The organism is Pseudomonas sp. PAMC 25886, assembly GCF_000242655.1.
Taxonomy (GTDB): domain Bacteria; phylum Pseudomonadota; class Gammaproteobacteria; order Pseudomonadales; family Pseudomonadaceae; genus Aquipseudomonas.
Genome location: NZ_AHHC01000045.1, coordinates 144,425 through 168,366, shown reverse-complemented (window position 1 = coordinate 168,366; position 23,942 = coordinate 144,425). Strand labels below are relative to the sequence as shown.

General features: G+C 58.8%; 25 protein-coding genes. 17 read left to right on the top strand and 8 right to left on the bottom strand.

The window, feature by feature from the left end; translation table 11 throughout:
* Positions 1-2: 2 nt before the first annotated feature.
* Genes MUM_RS0114795 through MUM_RS0114780 form a run of 4 tightly spaced genes read left to right on the top strand, consistent with a single transcriptional unit; the run spans position 3 to position 2,855 of the window.
* Positions 3-785: an ABC transporter permease gene (locus MUM_RS0114795; RefSeq protein ID WP_010171047.1), complete on the top strand. Its 783-nt coding sequence runs from the start codon at positions 3-5 to the stop codon at positions 783-785.
* Complete coding sequence (locus MUM_RS0114790) at positions 785-1,624, top strand: ABC transporter ATP-binding protein (protein WP_010171045.1); 840 nt, start codon at positions 785-787, stop codon at positions 1,622-1,624. Before MUM_RS0114795 ends, MUM_RS0114790 begins: the two co-directional genes overlap by 1 nt.
* Complete coding sequence (locus tag MUM_RS0114785; protein WP_010171043.1) at positions 1,621-2,574, top strand: HEAT repeat domain-containing protein; 954 nt, start codon at positions 1,621-1,623, stop codon at positions 2,572-2,574. Before MUM_RS0114790 ends, MUM_RS0114785 begins: the two co-directional genes overlap by 4 nt.
* Complete coding sequence (locus MUM_RS0114780; RefSeq protein ID WP_010171041.1) at positions 2,571-2,855, top strand: DUF971 domain-containing protein; 285 nt, start codon at positions 2,571-2,573, stop codon at positions 2,853-2,855. Before MUM_RS0114785 ends, MUM_RS0114780 begins: the two co-directional genes overlap by 4 nt.
* 8 nt (positions 2,856-2,863) lie before the next feature.
* Here the strand turns inward: MUM_RS0114780 and MUM_RS0114775 are convergent, their stop codons facing one another.
* Both MUM_RS0114775 and MUM_RS0114770 read right to left on the bottom strand, forming a co-directional pair.
* Positions 2,864-4,066: a multidrug effflux MFS transporter gene (locus MUM_RS0114775; protein ID WP_010171039.1), complete on the bottom strand. Its 1,203-nt coding sequence runs from the start codon at positions 4,064-4,066 to the stop codon at positions 2,864-2,866.
* Between the two features lie 82 nt (positions 4,067-4,148).
* Positions 4,149-4,520 (bottom strand): winged helix-turn-helix transcriptional regulator, encoded by a 372-nt coding sequence (locus tag MUM_RS0114770; RefSeq protein ID WP_010171037.1) that lies wholly within the window; start codon positions 4,518-4,520, stop codon positions 4,149-4,151.
* A gap of 103 nt (positions 4,521-4,623) precedes the next feature.
* Here MUM_RS0114770 and MUM_RS0114765 point away from each other — a divergent pair, with 103 nt between their 5' ends.
* Complete coding sequence (locus tag MUM_RS0114765; protein ID WP_010171035.1) at positions 4,624-5,361, top strand: SDR family NAD(P)-dependent oxidoreductase; 738 nt, start codon at positions 4,624-4,626, stop codon at positions 5,359-5,361.
* A 67-nt stretch (positions 5,362-5,428) separates the two neighbouring features.
* Here MUM_RS0114765 and MUM_RS0114760 read toward each other — a convergent pair whose 3' ends face one another.
* The gene (locus tag MUM_RS0114760; protein WP_010171033.1) at positions 5,429-5,788 is read right to left on the bottom strand and encodes a winged helix-turn-helix transcriptional regulator; all 360 of its coding nucleotides are present in this window, start codon (positions 5,786-5,788) and stop codon (positions 5,429-5,431) included.
* A 102-nt stretch (positions 5,789-5,890) separates the two neighbouring features.
* On the opposite strand from MUM_RS0114760, the gene MUM_RS0114755 reads away from it, so the two are divergent.
* On the top strand, positions 5,891-6,640 hold the full coding sequence (locus MUM_RS0114755) for an SDR family NAD(P)-dependent oxidoreductase (protein WP_010171031.1): 750 nt from the start codon (positions 5,891-5,893) through the stop codon (positions 6,638-6,640).
* A 710-nt stretch (positions 6,641-7,350) separates the two neighbouring features.
* Here the strand turns inward: MUM_RS0114755 and parS are convergent.
* Positions 7,351-7,875: a type II RES/Xre toxin-antitoxin system antitoxin gene (gene parS / locus MUM_RS1000000134890; protein ID WP_274379890.1), complete on the bottom strand. Its 525-nt coding sequence runs from the start codon at positions 7,873-7,875 to the stop codon at positions 7,351-7,353.
* A gap of 360 nt (positions 7,876-8,235) precedes the next feature.
* On the opposite strand from parS, the gene MUM_RS1000000134910 reads away from it, so the two are divergent.
* Positions 8,236-8,475, top strand: a complete 240-nt coding sequence (locus MUM_RS1000000134910; RefSeq protein WP_010171027.1) for a hypothetical protein — start codon at positions 8,236-8,238, stop codon at positions 8,473-8,475.
* 112 nt (positions 8,476-8,587) lie between these two features.
* Here MUM_RS1000000134910 and MUM_RS0114745 read toward each other — a convergent pair whose 3' ends face one another.
* Entirely contained in the window at positions 8,588-9,391 is an 804-nt protein-coding gene (locus tag MUM_RS0114745; protein WP_010171025.1) for an SIR2 family NAD-dependent protein deacylase, read from the bottom strand.
* A gap of 581 nt (positions 9,392-9,972) precedes the next feature.
* Positions 9,973-10,245: a helix-turn-helix domain-containing protein gene (locus tag MUM_RS0114740; protein ID WP_010171022.1), complete on the bottom strand. Its 273-nt coding sequence runs from the start codon at positions 10,243-10,245 to the stop codon at positions 9,973-9,975.
* Between the two features lie 901 nt (positions 10,246-11,146).
* Here MUM_RS0114740 and MUM_RS0114730 point away from each other — a divergent pair.
* Positions 11,147-11,425: a hypothetical protein gene (locus tag MUM_RS0114730; protein WP_141629503.1), complete on the top strand. Its 279-nt coding sequence runs from the start codon at positions 11,147-11,149 to the stop codon at positions 11,423-11,425.
* A 74-nt stretch (positions 11,426-11,499) separates the two neighbouring features.
* Here MUM_RS0114730 and MUM_RS1000000135035 read toward each other — a convergent pair whose 3' ends face one another.
* Entirely contained in the window at positions 11,500-11,688 is a 189-nt protein-coding gene (locus MUM_RS1000000135035; RefSeq protein ID WP_202946958.1) for a helix-turn-helix domain-containing protein, read from the bottom strand.
* A gap of 246 nt (positions 11,689-11,934) precedes the next feature.
* Here MUM_RS1000000135035 and MUM_RS0114725 point away from each other — a divergent pair, with 246 nt between their 5' ends.
* The 9 genes from MUM_RS0114725 (at position 11,935) to MUM_RS0114685 (ending at position 22,791) form a co-directional block, all read left to right on the top strand.
* Positions 11,935-13,506: an aldehyde dehydrogenase family protein gene (locus MUM_RS0114725; protein WP_010171016.1), complete on the top strand. Its 1,572-nt coding sequence runs from the start codon at positions 11,935-11,937 to the stop codon at positions 13,504-13,506.
* A gap of 36 nt (positions 13,507-13,542) precedes the next feature.
* Positions 13,543-14,877, top strand: a complete 1,335-nt coding sequence (locus tag MUM_RS0114720; RefSeq protein ID WP_010171014.1) for an acetyl ornithine aminotransferase family protein — start codon at positions 13,543-13,545, stop codon at positions 14,875-14,877.
* Positions 14,878-14,905: 28 nt separating this feature from the next.
* Complete coding sequence (locus tag MUM_RS0114715; protein WP_010171012.1) at positions 14,906-15,682, top strand: ABC transporter substrate-binding protein; 777 nt, start codon at positions 14,906-14,908, stop codon at positions 15,680-15,682.
* A 123-nt stretch (positions 15,683-15,805) separates the two neighbouring features.
* A complete protein-coding gene (locus MUM_RS0114710; protein ID WP_010171010.1) occupies positions 15,806-17,887 on the top strand; it encodes an oxidoreductase in 2,082 nt (693 codons plus the stop codon).
* A gap of 10 nt (positions 17,888-17,897) precedes the next feature.
* On the top strand, positions 17,898-18,584 hold the full coding sequence (locus tag MUM_RS0114705) for an ABC transporter permease (protein ID WP_010171008.1): 687 nt from the start codon (positions 17,898-17,900) through the stop codon (positions 18,582-18,584).
* A complete protein-coding gene (locus MUM_RS0114700; protein WP_010171006.1) occupies positions 18,581-19,300 on the top strand; it encodes an ABC transporter permease in 720 nt (239 codons plus the stop codon). The genes MUM_RS0114705 and MUM_RS0114700 overlap by 4 nt, the downstream gene beginning before the upstream one ends.
* A 35-nt stretch (positions 19,301-19,335) precedes the next feature.
* Positions 19,336-20,157: an ABC transporter ATP-binding protein gene (locus MUM_RS01000000132560; RefSeq protein ID WP_010171004.1), complete on the top strand. Its 822-nt coding sequence runs from the start codon at positions 19,336-19,338 to the stop codon at positions 20,155-20,157.
* Positions 20,158-20,223: 66 nt separating this feature from the next.
* The gene (locus MUM_RS0114690) at positions 20,224-21,552 is read left to right on the top strand and encodes an aspartate aminotransferase family protein (protein WP_010171002.1); all 1,329 of its coding nucleotides are present in this window, start codon (positions 20,224-20,226) and stop codon (positions 21,550-21,552) included.
* Between the two features lie 21 nt (positions 21,553-21,573).
* On the top strand, positions 21,574-22,791 hold the full coding sequence (locus tag MUM_RS0114685; RefSeq protein ID WP_010171000.1) for a DmpA family aminopeptidase: 1,218 nt from the start codon (positions 21,574-21,576) through the stop codon (positions 22,789-22,791).
* Positions 22,792-22,832: 41 nt separating this feature from the next.
* Here MUM_RS0114685 and MUM_RS0114680 read toward each other — a convergent pair whose 3' ends face one another.
* A complete protein-coding gene (locus MUM_RS0114680; RefSeq protein WP_202946957.1) occupies positions 22,833-23,777 on the bottom strand; it encodes a MurR/RpiR family transcriptional regulator in 945 nt (314 codons plus the stop codon).
* Positions 23,778-23,942 lie beyond the last annotated feature (165 nt).

The window sequence follows — 23,942 nt, the reverse complement described above, 5'->3', positions numbered from 1 at the left end:
TCATGACAAGCACCCCATGGCGCTGGCTGCCCAAGGCCGCTTCGCTGCTGTTGTGCCTGCTGTTCTGGCAGTTGGCGGCCAGCCTGCATTGGAACCTGGGCCTGGTGACCTTTGCCAATGTGCCCACGCCGGGTTCCGTGGTGCAGGCCGCCCTGGGCCTGGTGGACTCGGGCAAGCTCGCCCGGCACCTGAGTGCGAGCCTGACCCGGGTGTTTGAAGGTTACCTGGCGGCGGCAGTGGTGGGGATCGGCCTGGGCATCGCGATAGGCCGCTGGAAGTGGGCGGAAGACCTGCTGTTGCCGCCGCTGGAGGTGATCCGGCCGATTCCGGCGGTGGCCTGGATCCCGCTGGCGATCCTGATGTTCCCGTCGTCGGAGTTGTCGATGATCTTCATCACTTTCACCGGCGCGCTGTTTCCGGTGCTGCTCAATACCGTGCATGGCGTGGAAGGTGTCGACCCGCGCCTGATCGCCTCGGCGCGCAGCCTGGGGGCAGGGCGCCGGGCAATCCTGCTGGAGGTGATTGTGCCGGGCGCCGCACCGAGCATCATCACGGGCCTGGCAATTGGCATGGGCACCTCCTGGTTCTGCCTGGTGACGGCGGAAATGATCTCCGGCCAGTACGGTATCGGCTATTACACCTGGGAGTCCTACACCATCCAGAACTATGCCGACATTGTCGTCGGCATGCTGTTGATCGGCGTGCTGGGCATGGGCAGCAGCCTGTTGGTCAAGCGCCTTGGCGCATTGTTCACTCCCTGGCATCGACCACGAGGTAAAGCCTGATGAGTCATCTTGAAGGCTGTGTCGACATACGCGGCTTGTCCATTGTCCTGGGCGAACAGCAGCAGGCGTTCGAGGCGGTAAAGGCCCTGGATTGCAGGATCGAACCGGGGCAGTTCGTGTGCATCCTCGGCCCGTCCGGGTGTGGCAAGTCGACCTTGCTCGGCGCGCTGGCCGGGCACCTCACCCCGAGCCTGGGCACCCTGGAAATGGACGGCCGGCCGGTGGTCGGGCCGTCACAGCAGCGCGGCATGGTGTTTCAGCAACACACGCTGTTCCCCTGGCGCTCGGTGCGCGAAAACGTCGCCTTCGGCCTGAAGATGCGCGGCGTGGGCAAGGCCGAGCGCCTCGCCGCCGCCGATGAAATCCTTGAGCTGGTGGGCCTCGAAGGCTTTGCCGAGCGTTGGCCAAACCAGCTGTCGGGCGGCATGCAGCAGCGGGTGGAAATTGCCCGGGTGCTGATCAACCGTCCCGGCCTGCTGTTGATGGACGAACCCTTCGGCGCGCTGGACGCCTTGACCCGCATGAAAATGCAGGCCTTGCTGCTCGACATCTGGACACGTATCCGCACCACCGTGGTGTTTGTCACCCATGACATCGACGAAGCGTTGTTCCTGGCTGATCGCATTCTGGTCATGAGCCCGCGCCCCGGACGCATCATCGAAGACTTCCAGTTGACCTTCCCGAGACCCCGCAGCACCGAGCTGATGACCTCGCCGGAATTTACCCACCTCAAGCGCCATTGCCTGGAGCTGCTGCACCACGAAGATGGTCGCCAGTTGCCCCGGCTGAACCCGCTCGGGCTGCCCAACGATCACCCAAGACCGCGATTTGCCATATGACCTATGAAACCGAAAACCCCGACATCGAAGCCCTGCGCCCACGGCTCCAGGCGGCGGATGCCGGCATGCGCCGGATCGCCCTGATTGAGCTGGCCGACCTCGAAGACCCCGACGGCCTGGTGTGGCTGGTGGACAGCCTGAGCAACGACCCGGCCACCGACGTGCGCGCCCAGGCCGCCAGCCTGCTGGAAGCCTGGGAAGAAGATGAGGTGGTCGAGGCGCTGTGCCGGGCACTGACCGACACCGAAGCGTCGGTACGTGACGCCGCCGCCCAGAGTTTGAGCGTGCTCAAGACAACGCAGGCGGGCCGGTTGTTATTGCCGTGGACCACTCACGCCGATGTCAGCGTACGCGCCGCGATATTCCGTGCCCTGCGCGAGTTGCGCCTGGAGGCCGCGGCGCCTTCGGCGTTGCTGGCGCTGAACGATGCCGATGCCGGCGTACGCCGTGAAGCAGTGGGCGTGCTCGGCTGGCTCAAACACCTGCCAGCCCTGGACGCATTGGCGACATTGGCCAGCAGCGACCCGGACACTGAAGTCCGCCGAGCTGCCACCGGCGCCCTCGGCCTTGCCAGCGATGAGCGTGTGCTGCCGGCACTGTATGAAGCGTTGCAGGACGCCACCTGGCAGGTGCGAGAAGAGGCGGCGACCACCCTGGGCAAAGTCGGTAGCGCCAGCGCCGGCGAAGCCTTGATCCACGCACTGGCCGACGACTACTGGCAAGTGCGCCTGCGCGCCACCCGCAGCCTGGGGCGCTTGCGGTACACACCGGCGTTGCAGCCACTGATCCTGACGTTGGGGCACAGCATCAGCAACCTCCGCAAAGAAGCCGCCCTGGCGCTGGGCGAGTTGGGCGACCGGCAAGCCCTTGGCCCGTTGCGGGACGCTGCCGACGACGGCGACCCGGAAGTGCGCAAGGCCGTACGCATTGCCCTGGCCCAACTGCAATGAACAGCGCGCCTGAACGCATTGGCCGGGATGACGAGGGGCGCTTGAGGCTGGAGTGGCGCGAGGGCGTGCAATGGATCGACCATGCCCGCCTGCGCCGTGAATGCCCATGCTCACAGTGCAGGGCCTTTCGGCTGAGAGGCACGACGCCGCTGGTGTCGGACGGCGTGCGGGTGCTGGAAATTCATTCCCAGGGATATGGGGTGCAGTTGATCTTCAGTGATGGGCACCAGCGGGGGATTTACCCGTGGGCTTATCTGGCCGGGTTGGGGGAATCAAAATGACCTGAGCGCTATGAAGAGGTCCCGGCCAGGTGCGGAGGCAAACGGCGGAGCGTCCATAGCGTGGTGAAGAGTGCCGCCACGGCGCTCAGGGCGATGCCGATCAACATCGGCGCCGGCGTATGGTCGGCAAACACACCCACCACCGCCATGCACACGGCGGCGGTGATCATCTGGATCGCGCCCAGCAGTGCTGATGCAGAACCGGCCACGGCGCCGTGGTCTTCCAGGGACAACACCCCGGCTGCCGGCAGCAGCAGGCCGAGAAAACCAAAGCCGATAAACAGCAACGCCATCATCAACGGCAGGCTATTGGCCCACAGGGTGGTGAGCGCCAGCACGGTCATGACCGTTGCCACGCCGGTCACCGACCAGCGAATCAGCGGTGCCAGGCCGAAGCGTGCGCTCAAGCGCGCCGTGAGTTGGCTGAGGGCAAAAAACGACGCGGCGTTGAGGGCGAAGCACAGGCTGAATTGGGTCGGCGTAAGCCCGTAGTACTCGATGTAAACGAACGGCGCGCTGCCGATGAACACGAAGAAGGTCGCCAGGCCAAAACCGCCCACCACCGACAACCCGGTAAACACCGGGTCACGCAGCAGCGCGCCGTAGCTGCCGAACGCATTGCCCAGGGTCTTGCCCAGGCGCCGTTCGGCGGGATGGGTTTCCGGCAGTTGCACGGCGGTCATGATCAGGCACAGCACCGCGGCCACGGCCAGCGCCCAAAACACTTCGCGCCAGCTCCACACTGCGATCACCAGGCTGCCGGCCAGCGGTGCGAGGATTGGTGAAATACTCACCACCAGCATCAGCAAAGCCATCAACTGGGCGGCTTCATGGCCGGTGTACAGGTCACGGACAACCGCCCGGGGAATCACCATCCCGGCGCAGGCGCCAAAGGCCTGCAAGGCCCGGAAGCCAATCAGCACTTCGATGTTTGGCGCCAGGGCGCAGCCAATACTGCCCACGATGAAAATCACCAGGCCGGCATAGATCGGCGGCTTGCGCCCGAACACGTCGCTGATCGGCCCGTAAAACAACTGGCACACCCCGATGATCATGAAGAATACCGTGAGGCTCATCTGCACGGCAGCAGGCGAGGCGTGCAGGCTGGCGCCCAGCGTCGGCAAGGCCGGCAGGTAGCTGTCGATGGCAAAGGGGCCGACGGCGGTAATCAACCCCAGCAACAGGGCGAGGTGGGCGATACTTCTAGACATGGGGGTTCCGGGCGGCATCAAAAGAGCGGCAAGCTTAAGTAGCGCGGCCCGGGTATACAAGCAGGTACGGCAGAGTAACCGGCTAGGTGTTGCGCAGGTCCTCGTCCTGCCACTTAAGCGACAAGTCGCGCATTTGCTGCATGAACTCGCGCATGTCGTGCAGGCGCGCCGTGGGGTAATACGTGACTTCGGGGGATTTGCTCGATGTGGCCCTGCGGACCAACAGCCCGCGCTCTTCGAGTGAGCGCAAACGCACAGTCAACACCCGCGCAGAGATGCCTTCGACCCGACGCCGCAAAGCGCCAAACCGGGTAGGGCCGTCGGCCGTCAGTACCAGCAGGATATGCAAAGTCCACGGCGCCGTAATCAGCTCCAGCAGCACCCTCATTGCACACCGTTGGGCCTCGGATTCGCCTGTTTCGCAGGGTGTTTTTTCGATTTGGATCGATGACATCGGCATGACTCCAGGGCACCCGGTTACTTGAAAGTGCCTACTTACAATGATTTTTCGGGCGACTTACTGTGAACGCATTCGAGTGACATTCAGAGGATTCGTCATGGGCCGTTTGGTCAATAGAGTAGCCATTGTAACGGGTGCATCCAAGGGCATCGGCGCGGCGATCGCCGTCTTGTTCGCCGCGGAAGGAGCCTCGGTTGTCGTCAATTATTCCAGCAGCCAGAGCGGTGCGCAGGCCGTGGTCGCGCAGATCCATGCGTCGGGTGGCAAGGCGATTGCGGTCAAGGGCGACGTGTCCGTTGGTGCCCAGGCCATCGGGATTGTCGAGGCGGCCATTTCAACCTTTGGGCGGCTGGATATCCTCGTCAACAACGCCGGCGTTTATGAGTTCGCGCCACTGGCCGGGATCACCGAAGGGCACTTTCATAAGGTGTTCGACATCAACGTGCTGGGCCCGCTGCTGATGACGCAAGCTGCCGCGAAGTATCTGGGGGAGGGCAGCAGCGTGATTAACATCGGTTCCAATGTCACTCACATGAAACCCCCCACGTCTGCGGTGTACACCGCGAGCAAAAGCGCATTGGAGGGCATCAGCGGCGTACTGGCCAAGGAGTTGGGTGGGCAAGGAATACGGGTTAACACGCTCAACCCCGGGCCGACACGTACCGATGGCACGCGGAGCATGATGGAAAGCGAGATGAGCCAGGTACTGATCGACCAGACGCCATTGGGCCGGATGGGGTTGCCCGAGGATCTTGCGAAAGCGGCGTTATTCCTGGCATCGGATGAGTCGGGCTGGGTCACCGGCGATGTACTGGTGGTCAGTGGGGGGCTGTAAGGCCGCTCGAAGGGTGATAACTCAACTAAATATCCATTTAGTTGAGTTGGGTATCAGGGGCAGGGGATCAGGGTTGGGCGAGGGCAGACGTGCGTCGTTCAGCAATGCGTTCCACCGTTTGCATATGTTCCGTGCCCCACTGGCACAGTGCACCCAACGCTGTGGCCAGGGATTGCCCGAAGGGCGTCAGGGAATACTCGACTTTGGGCGGTATTTCGTGGAAATCAACGCGTTCAACGATCTCGTCACGCTCCAGTTCCTTGAGTTGCTGGATCAGCACCTTATCGGTGACACCGCCAACTGCGCGCCTTAATTCGCCATATCGGTGAACATTCTGCGCCAGGTTGAACAGAACGAGCGGCTTCCATTTGCCACCAATCACCGCCAGAGCGGCTTCGAGACCACAGTTGAAAGAGTTGTTGGCCATGGTTGTGCAGGCTCCGGAGGGTACTTACTAAAAGGTGCATACTATTCAAAAGAATAGCGCAGTTCTACAGTTGGGCCTCAACGTTATTCTTTGGAGTTAATCATGAGCAGGCTCAACGGGAAAATTGCGGTGGTGACCGGCGGCAACAGCGGCATCGGCTTGGCAACGGCCATTCGCTTTGCGGCTGAGGGCGCGCAGGTGGTGATCGTCGGACGGCGGCAGGAAGAACTGGATAAAGCGCTGCAGCTGATCGGACCTGACGCTGTCGCTATCCGAGGTGACATTTCAAATCTGGAGGATCTGGAGCGAATCTTCGCTCAAGTGAAAGCCACCAAAGGTCGGGTTGACGTGCTGTTTGCCAATGCCGGCCTGGGGGATTTCCAGCCGATCGGATCGATCACCGAGGAATCGTTTGACCGTACCTTCGGCATCAACGTCAAAGGCACACTGTTCACCGTGCAAAAAGCATTGCCACTGATGAGTGCTGGCAGCTCAGTCATCCTGACCGGTTCGACCACAGGAACCATGGGAACACCGGCTTTCAGCGTCTACAGCGCCACAAAAGCGGCGCTGCGTAACTTCGCAAGGAGCTGGGCGCTTGACCTGAAAGGCACGGGCATTCGTGTCAACGTACTTTCGCCTGGACCGATCGCGACACCAGGCCTGGACCTGGCGCTTTCGGGTACCGGTCAAAAGGATGCGATCGTTGACAGCATGGTTGAACAGTTGCCGCTGGGACGCATCGGTCAGCCGGAAGAAGTTGCGGCGGCGGCGTTGTTCCTGGCGTCGGATGAAAGCAGCTTCATGACCGGCAGTGAAATGTTTGTGGACGGTGGGTTTGCACAAGTCTGAGACGCAGCGTTTTGAGGGGCGGTGCCCGTTGAAATCTGACTGGCACTGCCCCTGATAACGAATCATATGATTACGCATAATGTATATTATGTTAAACCAGATGCTATGTCAGATATGTTCATAAGCCACGTAAGTCACTGATTCGACGAATCCGTATTTGACGTCTACTCTCTAGTCCTCGGAAGCAATTCTTGGTTCGGAACGTGAAGTAATCGTGAGAACTGACGCGTTTTACACGGGACCAACGAATTGCTTCCGAGCCTTGAGCGCACATCTGGCAAAAATGTCGTAGCTCACACCGCGTCGATTTTTCTCTTCCAAAGTTCATGCCGATTGGTTTCTTACTTCTCCTCGAGCTCGAGACCAACTTTTCACTTCCTAAATGTACTCTGCTTCCGATAATTACTGCCAAATTGATTGCAAAGAATTCCGTAAGCTGTTTCTCCTTACTGATGCATCCTACAGCGTGTGTTGACATGACCAAGCCTGAGATTTTATTAAACATTCCGACAACCAACGCTTAGTGTCCCTCAAGACTTGGCGTGCACGACGAGCTGCTCGTAACAGGCGTCACGCATGCGAGACGCAGGTCCGAACTCTCCACCAGCTTTTTCCTTACCGAAAGCACGTACCAGTTCTTCGTGTTACTTCCGTATTTAACACCACTAAAAATCGTTGCTTTCCCGTTTTGAATTATCCAAGAGATGCAATCAAGCTACGCCTCCAGAGTCTAAAGCACGGAGTACCCGGCGGATTTGCCGAGCACCAATTTCAGTCTCGCAGAGCAGGATTGGTGCGTTCCCGGCCAGGGTCTTGTTCGCCCTTGTCATCCATTGCACTACGGCATCTCGGTCCTCAAATACTCTTTCTGCCAAGTGTGAAACGGTTGCTATGCGATCTAGGCGTTCGGACACGGCGGCACCAAGGGCTCGGTGCTCACTAACTCGTCGTTCAAGCGTTGTCTTCGAGGTATTGAGGAGAACACTCAAGGCGTGTTCTTGAAGGTTAAAAGTTCGGCGCATGGCCTGAAAAAGATGGGCTGGAAATCCGTTCTTGATCTGGGCCAGCCGCTCAGAATCCCTCAGCGCTAAGCGATGGGAACTGAAGGCCCAAAACTCCTCGGCCCCTAAGTTACGCACCCTCTCATGCTTTCCATTTTGGCGCCGCTCAGGTGCTGAAGTGCTCAATGGTTCTACTCCTTCACGCGGGAAGCAGGATTTTGATAATCCTATCATCCGGTGTCAGCAGTCGAATACGTGTTAAGCGCTTCGCAGGGGGCCAATTTCATACGTCTTTTGAAGTGGATGACCGCCCTCCTCTTTTATCCCAATTTCCGCCTATCAGGATTGGCGGAAATTCGGAACCGCGCCGGAGCCATTCAATTAGTGAGTTTTAAGGTTATTCCCTGCCGCGGCCGAGCTTTCCAGAGGGAACCGCGCGAGGTCAAAGGAAGCAAAGCAAAGGGTATCCGGTACCGCTTCATGGGATCGAAGAGCCTTCATCTTGGCGCTCAGCGGACTGTCTGAAGTCGAACGAAAATTGATTCTGCAACTGCTGAAGAACGTTGTCTCATTGACCAAGCTGGATGGCTACCGATGCCCGAAGTCACCAAAAAAGTCATCCCTGACAACCAAGCCAAGTTCTTCAGAGTTAGCTTGCTCACTTTCATCGAAAAGACTCTGTATGCGCCGCTCTTGCTTTATGTAAGCAATCGTTCTGAAGAAGCAGTTCTCACAGAGATGAAGCTCATAGCGTTCTCCATCATGTTTTGTGCCAAAACCCCAATGTGCTTGGAGAGTGGCGAACTGAAGTCCATCCATCTCCAATCGGGTTGAGCGCCTACACACGTCGCACTTTACGTCGGTTACTGCGTCTATCTCGACTCGTTCAATAATCTTCATCGCCCGCCTCAAGACTTACCGCCACTCGGTCGGTTTGTTCTACCGTTTATAGAGCATCGTCAACGTAAATTGTTGGAGCGTTTGCTGGGGAAGGATCATTGATGGCTAGCAGTAGGAGAGACAATACCTCCACTGCCGAGCCTACCAACATCAACTCGTTGGGATTACCAAGAGACACGTCTGTCAAGTTGACATGGATGACCGTTGCACCTGCTGCCACAGCGATTTCGGGAATATCAGCCGCAGGGCGGACTATGCCTGAGGTGCCGACGGATATCAGGACGTCGCAGCTTTTCACTTCAGCCATCGCTGTTTTCCACGCTCCGTCTGGGAGGTCTTCCCCAAACCAAACTACCCCGGGACGGAGCCGACCGTTGCAGCGCAGACAACGAGGTGGCTGGATTAACTCGAACTCATCTGAGATCGCCGTTTGCTCGTTTGTCAGGTCCGCAGCACGCTTGCATGCGAAACAGATCGGTGTGGCCAAGCTTCCATGGAGGTGCAATACATTTCGAGAGCCGGCACGCTCATGCAAGTCGTCAATATTCTGAGTTACCACGAAGACACTTCGGCCTGAGTCAGCCAGGTGCGTAACCATGTGGTGTGCGGCGTTAGGTTTTGCTTGCTTCGCCTGATTGCGACGCCATAGGTACCAACCCCAAACCAAAGCCGGATTCTCTCGAAACGCGGTTGCCGTTTCGAGGCGCTGGGGATCATGCTTCGCCCATAGCCCCGTGAGCTTATCCCGGAAAGTGGGAATACCACTCTCTGCTGATATACCTGCACCTGTGAAAAATACAACCTTTCGAGCCGCACGAAGAGCTTGTGTAGCCCTGCTCATGTCGTCCATCTGATCGGCCTCTGTTTACGTGCTGACGATTCATCGCGCATTTACGCGAATTCCCGATTTCGTTACCGACAAATACAGATGGAGCAGGGACTAGGGCAGCGTAATGTATCGCTATCACTGCCCTCCTCTATTCGACCCCAGCCTTACGAGCGTTTTTGTTTAGCAGTCGGCACCTGATACTGCGTACCTTGCGCTAGCCCAAAGCAATCCGGCGCGTTCCATCACCTCAATCACCTGAGAAAAATTTTCCGCGGTTTTGAAATGATTATGCGGGCCTCCAGGTTGGTGTTTTCTTGCGGTGTAAGTCAGGGAATAGCCGCGTCAGCCATAGGCATTTCTGTGTAGAAGGGGCCGACTTAGACGTTGGAGGTTTTACGCATGTCTATGCTATTACCCTAAAATCGACAGCGGCGACCTGATTTCGTCTGCTGAGTAAGCATTGTGCCCTATAGTGTTCATTTTTCAAATATCGAAATGCAAGCGGCATGCGCAGACGAAAAGCGTTTTACTCCGCCCTGAGCTCGAAACACCGGAGGCTAAGCCTCTTGGCCGCCGTTGATTTCTCTTAGCTGGACCCAAAATCAGGACTCGATTTCTTTGATGACTTGCTTAAACAGGGAAGCAAGATCCGCTTCAGGATCGAGAATCAAGAACATTTCAACTATAAGGGTCAACGGGTGGACCCCGGTACGTCTGGCAAGCTCGACTGCTTTTTCTAAGGTGACATTCTTAAGACCCCTTTCTAGGGTGCTCAGGTATGTCCTGCTGCTGATACCGTGAAAATCTTCCTGAGTTAGACCTCGCCGTGCGCGCGCGTTACGCAACGCAATCCCGAAGGCTTCTTTGACTTCCATTACCGTTCCTCGCAAAAGGAACGATGAAGCCTTTTTGAGCACTATAGGACTACAATCTATAGTATTCATTTAGGTAGAATTAGTGTGTTCGTGTGATTCTCTGCCGTAATCCTCCCCGTACGCCATCCTTACGTCGGGCCAGTCCTTGCTGCTCACTTGAGCAGCCATAACTCACTTATTACGGTGCCTTGAGTGATTTTTGTTTTTGACGCAGCCCATCGAGAGGTTCGCACCTGGACTCACGGCGAAATCGAAGGTCCTTGCTTCATCGCTACCATCACGTCTATGCGCACGGGTGAGAAAAACCGAGCTGCTGTGATCGAATGCGCGTATGAATTGCAGCATTACCTTTCCGCGGTGAAAGACGTCGTGGTCGAGCATGTCCACATGATGTGTCCTCCGACGGTCAGCGGTCGAAGTGAATGGGCTCTTGAGAAGCTTGAGAGCATCGTTGTCTTTCAGGGGGTCGCAACTAACGCAAACGCGGTTGTTTATCGAACCGCCATCGCAAGCTACAAAGTCGGCGACCTAGACTTACGGAAAAAAAAGAGTTCACGGGTTTTGTATTCACTTCAGCACCTCCAAAACCACACACCATCGCGTGGGCTGGAAAGGCTCCAGGGCGATAGCGAGTCCCTCTACGGCTCCCTATGGCGGAAGTAGCTGATTTCAAACGGCCTCGCCTTCCTGGCAGAAAGGCACCTACCGCAGGAAAAAAACGCTTGCCTCTGAGCCAGGTAAGAAGCTTTGAAGAAAACGGCGATCTTCTTCCTGACGGGCTCTTGGAGGCACCAACGATGCGAAGCGGGTAACTCTTTATCAGGAATTACAGTTAGCCCGTGTGTTGTTCCAGTCATGCGCTCAGAGCCTGGTCCAGACTCAAAGTCGCCGGCTGGCAAAGATGCTGGCACAGCTCAATGGCCAACGGTCGCCCAACGCCAATGCGCTGCGCCCGCTCAGCATCAGCAAAAAAAGAACGAGCATCGGTCCACACCGGTCCCGCTTTATGCAAGACCAAAACATCGTCGGCGTGATGGGCGATAAATTCCATGTCACGGCGGATGAGTATTTGGATGGCCCCGCGTTGGCACTCCTCTTCAATAAGCCTGGGTGGCCAACCATCCAGCAGAAAACATCGGCGGCATGGTGGGCATACACTACCGTCAACCCGTGGTACTAAGACGGAGTTAGCTTGGGAATGGCAGCCCCTCCTATTGCTAGCACGTTGAACCGACGCACTCATAGTTTGCAGGGTTAAGTTGCCGCCCCTGAAACACCTATCGCAGCAGATCGGTATACCTCCCCATCCTCGCGCGGAGGCCTACCAAAAAAACGTCGGTACTCGCGGCTGAACTGCGAGGGGCTGTCATAACCGACTGCAAGCCCAACTTCCGCAACACCTCGCTGTGAAGACACCTGTTCCTGCACCGAGGCGGGTGCCATGGCTCAGCCATGACGGAGGGCGCGCTAGATGAAGGCCTGCTTCCATGCCACACAAAGGTGGCACGGAGAAAATCTCACACAACGTTTCCGCTCCCGAGCTTGCAGCCCTCTGAATGACTGAGCACATGCAGCGATCGCAGAAATAATCCACATGTATCTATTGACTACAAAATGATTCAGATGAATTATTAAGTCAACCCTTCACCCCCAAGTCGCCGTGCCGGCAGGCACCCGAGGAAAATAATAATGAGCGATTTCAAGCTGACCTATTCCACGATGTTCAACCCGCCCGCTGGGCTGCACGATCAATTCGAGCGGGCGCTGGCTGCGCTCAAACACGACCTGGGACGCGACTACGGGCTGTTCATCGACGGCAAGCAGGTGTTCAGCCCGCAGAAGATCGAAAAGCGCAGCCCGATCGACCAATACTGGTTGTTGGGGCGTTTCCACATGGCACGGGAAGAGGACGTCGACACCGCTATGAAAGCGGCCAGCAAAGCCTTTCCGGCTTGGCGTGCCACGCCATGGCAAGCCCGGATCGAACTGTTGCGCAAGGTAGCAAGACTGATTGAAGACAGGGTCTACCGGATCGCCGCCGCCGTCAGTCTTGAAACCGGCAAGAACCGCATGGAAGCCTTGGGTGAAGTGCAGGAAACCGCAGTGTTCTTCGATCATTACTGCGACCTGATGGAGCAAAACAACGGCTTCGATCACGCCCTGCCCAACGACCCGCTGGACGATTTCACCAGCACCAATCGCAGCGTGCTCAAACCCTATGGCGTTTGGGCAGTGATTGCGCCTTACAACTTCCCGTTCGCTCTTGCCGGCGGCCCCGCCAGTGCCGCCCTGGTGACGGGGAATACAGTGGTGCTCAAGGGCGCAAGGGAGACGCCTTGGTCCGGCATCCTGCTGGCTGAATGCATTCGCGACGCCGGCATTCCCGACGGTGTTTTCAACTACCTCAACGGCAGCGGCAGCCTCGCCGGGCAAGCCTTGGTCGAGCACCCGTACACCGCCGGTATCACCTTCACCGGCTCCTTTGAGGTGGGCATGCGGATTACGCGGGCTCAACTCGACAAAGCCTATCCACGGCCCTGTATCGCTGAAATGGGCGGTAAGAATGCGGTCATCGTCAGCCGCCACGGCGACCTGGAACGCGCGGCATTGGGCATCCTTCGTTCAGCCTTCGGCATGCAAGGGCAAAAGTGCTCGGCATTGTCGCGCATCTACGTCGAAGAACAGGTCGCGGACTCGTTGATCGCGCTGCTCACGGAGAAAATCCACGCTATTCAGATCGGCGACCCGGCTGTGCCCGGGAACTGGATGGGCCCGGTTTCCACTCGCAAGGCCTATGACGATTTCGCCGCCTACAGCAAGCAACTGCAAGAGCACGGCGCACGCTTGATCACCGGCGGCGAACAGCTCAAGAGTGAGTCGTACGTCGCCGGTTTCTATTGCGCACCAACGCTGGCGGAAGCACCGCTTGACCACCCGCTGTGGGCCGTCGAAATGTTCCTGCCGATCGTGATGCTCGCACGCGTTAAAAACCTTGATGTGGCCATTCACCTGGCCAACGCAAGCCAGTACGGGTTGACCGCAGGCTTCTATGGCAACGACAAGGAAACAGACGCGTTCTTCGACACCATCGAGGCCGGCGTCACTTACGCCAACCGTCCGCAGGGGGCCACGACCGGTGCCTGGCCAGGCTATCAGCCATTTGGTGGCTGGAAGGGATCGGGCAACACCGGCAAAGCCATTGCATCGTTTTACTACTTGCCACAGTACCTGCGAGAACAATCCCAGACCCGTGTCGAGTAACCCCCCGTTTCATAGTATTTACAGAGGACAACGCACGTGCATAACAACCACAACAAGCATCTGTTTACCGCACTTCCCGGCCCCAACTCCCTCGCTATGATCGAGCGGGACAGCGCCGTCGTCTCACCCTCCTACCCGCGCGATTACCCATTCGTGATGAGCCATGGCAAAGGTGCCGAGGTCTGGGATGTGGACGGTAATCGCTTTATCGATTTCGCCAGCGGCATCGCGGTTTGCTCCACCGGCCACAGCCACCCGAAAGTGGTCCAGGCCGTGAAGGATGCAGCGGACAAATTCCTGCACATTTCCTCCGATTACTGGCACGAAGAACAGGTGCACCTGGCAGAGACCCTCAATCGCCTGTCGCCTTTCGGTGAGCCGGCCATGACGTTCTTCTGCAACTCCGGCACCGAGGCCGTTGAGGGCGCGATCAAGCTGGCCCGCTACGTCACCGGGCGTTCGCGGTTCATCGGTTTCATCGGCGGGTTCCACGGCCGCACCATGGGCTCACTGGCGTTCACGGCGAGCAAGTACACGCAACAGGCAGGGTTCTTTCCGAGCATGCCGGGCGTCACGCACATTCCTTATCCGAACAACTACCGGCCCCTGCTGGCGGGCGAGGATCAGGGCGCAGCAGTACTCGACTACCTGGAAAACGTGTTGTTCCAAAGCAACGTTCCGGCCAATGAAGTGGCGGCGATTCTGCTGGAACCGATTCAGGGTGAAGGCGGCTACCTGGTGCCGCCGGACGGATTTCTTGAAGGCTTGCGCGCGTTATGTGATCGCCACGGCATCCTGCTGATTGCCGATGAAGTGCAATCGGGTGCAGGGCGCACCGGCAAGATGTTCGCGTGTGAGCATTGGGGCCTCAAGCCAGACATCATCACCCTCGCCAAAGGCCTGGGTTCGGGGCTGCCGATCGGCCTGGTCACGGCGAAAAAAACCATCATGCAACAGTGGAAACGCGGCGCCCATGGCAACACCTACGGCGGCAACCCACTGTGCTGTGCGGCGGCGTCGGCGACGCTGGAGCTGGTCGAAAACGGCTTCATGCAGAACGCCGCGCAGATGGGCGAGTACTTGATGGGCCGTCTCGGCGAATTGCAACAACGCTACCCGGACCTGATCGGCCAAGTGCGCGGCAAGGGCCTGATGATCGGCATCGAGCTGATTACCGACCGCACCACCCGCAAGCCAGCCAAGGCTTTCGCCGACCGTTTGCTGCATACCGCCTACCGCAAGGGCTTGCTGCTATTGACCTGCGGTGTCAGCACCGTGCGCTTGATGCCGCCCTTGATGATCGACAAAAACCTGTGTGACGAAGCCATCGAGTTACTCGACTCGGCACTGGCTGAAACCCTGAACGACTGACCACCATCACTCTCCGAGGAACGTAGACATGAAGAAGCTGCACGGTGTATTGGCTGTTGTGTTGAGCCTGGCGGCGCTGGCCGCCCAGGCCAGGGATTGGCAGGACATTCGCCTGGCGACCGAGGGCGCCTACAGCCCGTTCAATGAAATAGGGCCGGACGGCAAACCGAGGGGCTTCGATGTGGATATCGCCAACGCCCTCTGTGAGCAAATGAAAGCCCGTTGTACCTGGGCGATTCAGGATTGGGACGGGATGATCCCGGCGCTGCTGGCCAACAAGTTCGACGCGATTGTCGCCTCCATGACCATCACGCCGGAGCGCAAGCAAAAGATCGGTTTCACCGACAAGTACTACACCTCCTGGGTGCAACTGATCGCCAAGGCCGGGGCGCGTTTTGACGCGGCGCAGCCCACGACACTCAAAGGCATCCGCATCGGCGTGCAGCGCGAAACCACCCACGAGAAATTCGCCAATGAAGTACTCGCCAAGGGCGGGGCCGAGATCGTCAGCTACCCGTCGCTGGAGGAAGCCTTTATGGACCTGAAAAACGGCCGGCTGGACGCCACGCTGCAAGACACCATTCCGGGCGTCGAAGGGTTCCTGAAGAAACCGAATGGCCAAGGGTTTGCGCTGGTCGGGCAACAGCTCAACGACCCGCGGTACTTCGGTGACGGCCAGGGCATCGGCCTGCGCAAGGAAGACGACGATCTGCGCCTGGCCATGGACAAGGCGCTCAAGGAAATCATCGCCAACGGTACGTACGAAACCCTGCGCAAAAAGTACTTCGACGTACCGATCCTCTGATCGCTGGCGGGCGCTACCTGCGCCTGTCCGTGCAAGAGCAGTCGACCGGCTGCTCCTGCGTTTAACCGGTTAGTACGAACAATAAGAACAACGCGGCTGCGTGATCAGCCGGAGGGTTTTGCCGTGTCTCGCGATCCACGTTTCAACATCCTGTTCGAGCCGATGAAGATAGGCCCGGTCACGGCGAAGAATCGCTTTTTCCAGGTACCGCACTGCAACGGCATGGGTTGGACGCAACCGCGCGGGCTCGCGCAACTGCGTCGGATCAAAGCCGAAGGCGGTTGGGGCGTGATCTGTACCGAAGAAGTGGAAATCCATCCGAGCAGCGATTGCTCGCCTTTTCACGAGGGTCGCCTCTGGAGCGACCTCGACATCCCGGCCCTGGCGCTGATGACCGAAGCCGTCCACGCATACGGCGCGCTGGCCGGCATCGAAATCATGCACCACGGCCCGTCGTGTGCGAACTACGAAAGCCGCGAGATTCCCATCGGCCCTTCGCACCGCCCCATCACTTACAACGCGCCGGTGCAGGCCCGCGCCATGAGCAAAAGCGACATTCGCGAACTGCGCCAGTGGCATCGCCAGGCTGCATTACGGGCCAAACGCGCCGAGTTCGACATCGTCTACGTGTACGCCTCCCATGACCTCGGCTTGCCGATGCACTTTTTGCAGCGCCGCAAGAATGATCGCTGCGACGAGTACGGCGGCAGCCTGGAAAACCGCGTGCGCCTCCTTCGCGAACTGATCGAGGACACCAAAGACGCCGTGGGTGATCGTTGCGCCGTCGCCGTGCGCCTTGGCGTCGAGGAGTTACTGGGGCCGGATGGCATCGTCAGCACCGAAGAAGGTCGCGACATCATTGCGATGCTCGCCGAACTGCCCGACCTGTGGGACGTCAACGTCAGCAGCTGGGCCAATGACAGCGTGACCTCGCGGTTCAAACAAGAGGGTTATCAGGAGGAGCACACCGCGTTCGTCAAATCCCTGACCAGCAAACCGGTAGTGGGCGTGGGCCGTTTCACCTCGCCAGACACCATGGTCAGCCAGATTCGTCGCGGCGTGATGGATTTCATCGGCGCGGCCCGACCTTCGATTGCCGACCCGTTCCTTCCGAACAAGATCAACGAGGGCCGCACCGATGACATTCGCGAATGCATCGGCTGCAACATCTGTGTGTCCAGTGACTATTCCAGCTCCAACCTGCGCTGCACTCAAAATCCAACCATGGGGGAGGAATGGCGACGCGGCTGGCACCCGGAAAAAATTCCGGTCCGCGGGTCCGACAAGACATTACTGGTCGTCGGCGCCGGACCGGCAGGGCTGGAGGCCGCATTGGCCGCTGCCAAGCGCGGCTATGAAGTGCACCTGGCTGAAGCCGGCGCAGAGTTGGGTGGACGGGTTTTGCGCGAATCCGGCCTGCCCGGTCTGCGCGAATGGGGGCGGGTTCGCGAATGGCGTATCGGCCAGTTGTTACCCATGACCAATGTCAGCATCTATCGCATGAGCCCGATGAGCGCCAGCGATATCCTCGAATTTGGCGCGGGCCACGTTGCGATTGCCACCGGTGCCTACTGGCGTCGCGATGGCATCGGCAGGGCAAATGGCTGGGCCATCCCCGGTTTCGATTCGCCCGGCGTGTACACGCCGGATGACCTGATGGCAGGGCATCTTCCGGAGAGTCCGGTGGTCATTTTCGATGACGACCATTACTACATGGGCAATGTCCTGGCAGAACGCTGCGTCGAACTGGGCCTGAAAGTGATCCTGGTCACCCCTGCCCTGCAGATCGCCAGTTGGGCTGGCAACACCCTGGAGTCGACCCACATCCTAAAGCGCCTGATGACGCTGGAGGTTGATCTGGTCCGGCATCACAACATCACCCGCTTTGAGTCAGGTCGCGTGCATCTGCGTTGCGAGATCAGCGGGCGCACACAGGTACTGGCCTGTCAGTCGCTGATTAACGTCACCGCCCGCCTGCCCAGGGATGAACTGCATGAAGCGTTGCTCGGCCAGGGGGCTGCGCTGAGCGAAGCGGGCATCAGTACGGTCAGCCTGATTGGCGACAGCCTGGCGCCCGGCACGATCGCGGCGGCCGTGTATCAGGGTCACAAGTTCTCACGCTATCTGGACAGCGACCTTGCGCCCCACGAATACGCGCGCGAGCTGCCATTGATTTGCACACCTGCGCCCCTCTTTGAACAGTGAGAATACGAACATGTTTTATGGATATGCGGACAGCATCCTCGCGGGTGCCCTGGTCACGATCAAAGTCGGCGTGTGTTCTTTTGCAGTGGCATTGGCGCTGGGTCTGCTTGTCGCCAACGCCAAGCTTTCAAAACACCGCTGGCTGGCCTGGCCCGCCACCGCCTTCACGTCGGTGATGCGCAGCGCGCCGGACTTTGTCTGGTTGCTGTTTCTCTACTACGGCGGGCAGACCGCGCTGAACCTGCTCGGTCAGCGCATGGGCTTTCAGGCGCTCGATATTGATGCCTTTGCTGCCAGCATCATCATTCTTGGGGTGATCTATTCGGCTTACCTCGCCGAGACCTTTCGCGGCGCCTTCCTGGCGGTCGACAAGGGCCAGGCGGAATCGGCACAGGCGTTCGGCTTCAACACGTTGCAAATCCAGATGCATATCGTCGTGCCGCAAATGATGCGCTTCGCCCTGCCCGGCATCAGCAACAACTGGCTGGTGATGCTCAAGGCCACCGCCATCACGTCGATGGTCAGCCTGAACGAACTTATTTTCCTTTCACGCTCGGCCGGTAAAGCCACTGGCCACGGCCTGGAATTGCTGATCGTCGCGGCGCTTATTTATCTGCTGCTGAGCACGGTCTCGGTTGTCGCCCTCAGGTTTATCGCGGCGCACTATGCCGCTGGCAGCAAGGAGATCACCTTATGAACTGGCATGTCGTGTTCGATAACCTGGCGCTGTTCCTGTGGGGCGACGGCACCCGCACCACAGGCCTGCTGCTGACGGTCGAGTTGTTCATCACATCACTGGGGCTCGGCCTGGTGATGGCGATTCCCCTGTCGTTGTTGCGCGTGTCGAGCAACCCGCTTTTGCGAACGCCGGTCTGGTTGTTCACCTACCTGTTTCGCGGGACACCGCTGCTGGTGCAGATCTACATCATCTATTTCGGCCTCGCCGAGATCGGCTGGATCCGCTCCAGTTGGGCCTGGACGTATCTACGAGAGGCTTACATCTGCGCATGGCTGGCGATTGGCTTGAACACTGCGGCCTACACCATTGAAATCCTGGCGGGCTGCATCCAGAAAACCTTTCACGGCGAGATCGAGGCGGCTCGCGCCATGGGCATGAGCCGGTGGACGCAGATGCGCCACATCATCCTCCCGGGTGCGATGCGCCGGGCAATCCCGGCGTATAGCAACGAAGTGGTGTTGACCCTGCATTGCACCGCGCTGGCGTCCAGCATCACCTTGCTTGACCTCGCAGGGGTCGGCCGCTCGATCAGCATGCGCTACGCCTCGCCTTACGAAGCCTATATCGCCGCATTGGTACTCTACGCCTTGTTTACCGGCCTGGTGTTCCTGCTGTTTCGCCTTGCCGAAAGCAAATGGCTGGCGTACCTGCGCCCTCGGTCAACCCATCCATGACAAGACAGCCAGGCATGGCTGCAAAGGTGAAAGACATGTCCAAACTCCAGGTCAACGACCTGCACAAACGCTACGGTCAGCACGAGGTGCTAAAGGGTGTTTCGCTGACCGCCAATGCCGGCGACGTGATCACCTTGATCGGCTCCAGCGGCTCAGGCAAAAGCACCTTCCTGCGCTGCCTGAACCTGCTGGAGCAACCGCAGTCCGGCGAGATCATCTGGGATGGCACGCCCATCGCCATGAAGCGCACGCGTGACGGCAGCCTGCAGGCCAGGGATGCGCGCCAGCTGCAACGCCTGCGCACACAGCTGTCGATGGTTTTTCAGAGTTTCAATTTATGGGCGCACCTGAGCGTGCTGGAAAACGTCATCGCCGCGCCCATGCGCGTGCAGAAACTGAGCCGGGCCGAAGCCACGGAAAAAGCCCTGCACTATTTGAACAAGGTGCAAATGGACCCGGCGCGGTTCGCCCATAGCTACCCGTCGCAGCTCTCCGGTGGCCAGCAGCAACGGGTCGCGATTGCCAGGGCGCTGGCCGTAGAACCAGAAATGATCCTGCTCGACGAACCGACGTCCGCCCTTGACCCCGAACTGGTCGGTGAAGTGCTGACGGTTATCCAGAACCTGGCCAGCGAGGGCCGCACCATGATCATGGTCACCCATGAAATGAGCTTCGCCCGCGAGGTGTCCAGCCAGGTGATCTTCCTGCACCAGGGCCGGATCGAGGAGCAAGGCGCGCCCGCGACGCTGTTCCGCTCGCCTGCCAGCGAACGACTCAAGGCTTTCCTCGGGACGTCGCTGCGCAGCCCTGAACCCTTTGCCACGCCTGAAAATAAACCATTTGTTTCATCAATCTAAAAAATCAAACAACCGAGACAAGTCGCGTTAAATCCCCATGACGGGTGACGCCAAGGAAGTGTCCGTATGACTCATATTTTTCACCGAAATCCTGCCCTGACGTTGCCCCTCGCCGTGCGTGGCGAGGGCTGCTACTTGATCGATTCCGCCGGCCAGCGCTACTTCGATGGCTCCGGCGGTGCGGCTGTATCGTGCCTGGGCCACAAGCATCCGAAGGTCATCGCGGCGATGAAGCGCCAGATGGAAACGCTGGACTATGCCCACACCAGTTTTTTCAGCAGCGAGCCGGCGGAACAACTCGCCAGCCTGCTGGCCGGGCAAAGTCCCGCAACGCTGGGCAACGTGTACTTTCTGTCCGGCGGCTCGGAAGCCATGGAAACGGCACTGAAAATGGCGCGCCAGTACCACGTTGAGAACGGCCAGCCTCAGCGTTGTCACTTCGTGTCCCGTCGCCAGAGTTATCACGGCAACACCCTCGGTGCGCTGGCCATCGGCGGCAATCTGCCACGGCGGAAGTTGTATGAACCGTTGCTGATGAAGACCACCCAAGTCTCACCCTGCTTCGCCTTTCGCTACCGCCTGGCTGATGAAAGCGACGCTGACTATGTCGAGCGCCTGGGCCTGGAACTGGAACATACCTTTCTTGATCTGGGTCCCGAGTCCGTGGCGGCGTTTGTCGCCGAGACGGTGGTGGGTGCGACCTCCGGTGCGGTAGCGCCAGTGCCGGGTTATTTGGCGCGGATGCGTGAAGTCTGTGACCGCTATGGCGTGTTGTTGATTCTCGATGAAGTGATGTGCGGCATCGGTCGAACCGGCAGCTATCACGCCTTCGAACAGGAAGGGGTGGTGCCTGACCTGTTGATTCTGGCCAAGGGTCTCGGCGGAGGTTTTCAACCGATTGGCGCCGTAATGGCCAGCGACCGAGTGGTGCAAACCATCAGCCGCGGCAGTGGCAGTTTCCAGCATGGTCACACCTACGTCGGCCATCCAATCGCCTGCGCCGCGGCCCTGGCGGTGCAACAGGAAATCATCGAACAGAACCTCTGCGCCACCGTGCGCAGCAGCGGCGAACTGCTTGGCGGGCTGCTCAACGAGCGCTTCGGCAAGCACTCCCATGTGGGTGATATTCGCGGCCGTGGCCTGTTCTGGGCCATCGAACTGGTGCAGGACCGCGACGGTAACCGGGCGTTCGTGCCGGGCTTGCGCCTGCACGCAAAAATCAAACAGGCCGCCCAGGCGCACGGCCTGCTGTGCTACCCCGGCGGCGGCACGGTCGATGGCGTCACGGGGGATCACGTGTTGCTCGCCCCGCCCTATATCAGCACTCCGGAACAACTGGCGTTCGCGGTCGACACACTCGCCGTGGCGCTGGATGAAACGCTCGCCCTTCAATGACAACCACAAGAGGCAAAAGCAATGAATCACCGTTATCTGAACTCTGTGCTCCTGGCTTGCGGTGCCGCCCTGATCAGTCAGGCCGCGCTGGCTGCTGAACCACCACGTGCCCGGGACCTGGGCATTCCCTTTGAAGGGACGCCGGGGAAACTCAATGCCATTACCGACGTCGCCGGCGTGGAAGTCGGCCAGGTCACCCTCAACAGTGGCGAGGGCAAACTGGTGCCAGGGAAAGGCCCGATACACACCGGGGTGACCATGGTCATCCCGCGTGGCAAGGCGTCGGTGAAAGCGGTGAACGGCGGGTTCTTCAACCTGAACGGCAACGGCGAAATGACCGGGCAATCGTATCTACAGGATTTCGGCCTGGTGTACGGCCCGATCGGCATTTCCAACACCAATGCCATCGGTCCGGTGTATGCGGGGATTACCGAATGGTCTGCCAAGACGTTCGGCAATGCGATCTGGCCGGTGGTGGCGGAAACCTGGGACGGCCGCCTCAATGACATTGAAGGCTTGCACGTCAAGCAGGAGCATGCGATCAAGGCGATCGAAGTGGCCAAGGGTGGCGCCGTACAGGAAGGCAACGTGGGCGGCGGCACTGGCATGGTGTGCTTCGGTTTCAAGGGCGGCATCGGTACGTCATCGCGTGTGATTGAGGTCGATGGCAAGTCGTACACCGTGGGTGTGCTGGTGCAATGCAACACCGGGCAGCGCGACACCTTGCGCGTAGCCGGTGCGCCGGTCGGCCAGGAGCTGGCGCAAAAATGGCTGGGCTGCTTCCAACCGGGTGTTGCGGCGACGGACAAAACACCGCATTGCCTGAAAAACGGCGATGGCGGTGCCCCGAGCAAGGATCAAGGCTCAATCATCATCGTAGTCGCCACTGACGCACCGCTGCTGAGTACCCAGTTGAACCGCATCGCCAAACGCGCCTCGATGGGGCTGGCTCGCATGGGTTCGTTCGCAGGGAATGGATCGGGTGACATCATCGTGTCCTTCTCGACAGGCGACGCCATCAACGATGTCGAAGAAGAAAATCCGGTCACGGTTACCCAGTTTCCGAACGACAAAATTGACCCGGTGTTTAATGCCACCGTGCAGGCGACAGAAGAAGCCATCACCAATGCTCTGGTAGCGGCTCGCGACATGACCGGCATCAACGGTTACACGTCATACGCCCTGCCCCACGGCGAACTGAACGCAATCCTGAAAAAATACAATCGGCTGCAACCCTGAGGCCAACCTCAAGCACCTCTGCAAGGAGGTGCTTGCAAGGTTTATTCGACGTAAACGCTGAATTGCTTGAGTTGGGCTTCGCTGTTGGCGATTTTCTGCAGGCTGTCTTCACTGCCGTTGGCGACCAGCAAGGCCGCCAGCGTCTGGGACACTGCCAGCGCGGGAACCACCGAAGGGAAAAGCGATGGTGTAGCGTTGCGCACCACAATCAACACATCGGAAGGCGCCGCTACCGGCGATACCGGGCTGTCGGTGATCGCAACGATTTTGGCCCCGTGTTCGCGGGAAAACTGCACCGCACGCAACGCGTCCTGCGCATAGGGGTGATAGCTGAACACCACCAATGCGTCTTCCGGGCCAATGCGCCGTAACTCATCGGCGAACGCACCGCCAATGCCGCTGAGCAAGGTGGTATTATTGAGAAACATTCCACAGACATAACTGAAGTAATACGCTGCGGGAAAAAGACTGCGCAAACCAACAACATAAATATGCCTGGCGCTGGTCAACAAGCCATGTGCCGCCAGAATCTGCTCGTAACGTTCAGGGCTGAACGTGTCTTCCAGGTTGGCCTGCTCGGCACTCAACATCTCGCTGATCAGCCCGGTATTTTGATCGCCCTTCGAACGTTTGCGCAGCGCGTCAGCGCGCTGAGTGAACATCGAATCGCGCTCCGTCAACCAGCGGCGAAAACAATCGCGCAGCTCTTCATAACCACCAAAACCCAACTGCCGAGCCAGACGCAGCATCGACGCTGGCTGTAACTTAGCCATACCGGCCACCGTGCGCATCGACTGCAAGGCAACTTCGTTGGGATGGTCAAGAATGAAGCGTGCTGCACGCTGGAGTGTCGGTGTAAGCGAGTGAAAGGTTTCTTCAATGAGCTTGTCTAGTTGGTGCTTATCCATAGATCGCTTCGCCCCTAATTTCGCACAAATTCTAACATGCAGTGAGAAATCAACAGCACATTTCGTCCTCAACGACACACCAGCAACTTCAGAAATCAGCTGACTGGACCGCAATATTCAGTGTCTGAATCTCCGGCACCCTTATGCATGCGAGCTTTGGCGCTTAGCCATTAGAGTCAACAACTCCAGCCAGGTGGACCGGTACCCATTGCTGCGCATTCAGCCGCTAAACGGGCCCTGATC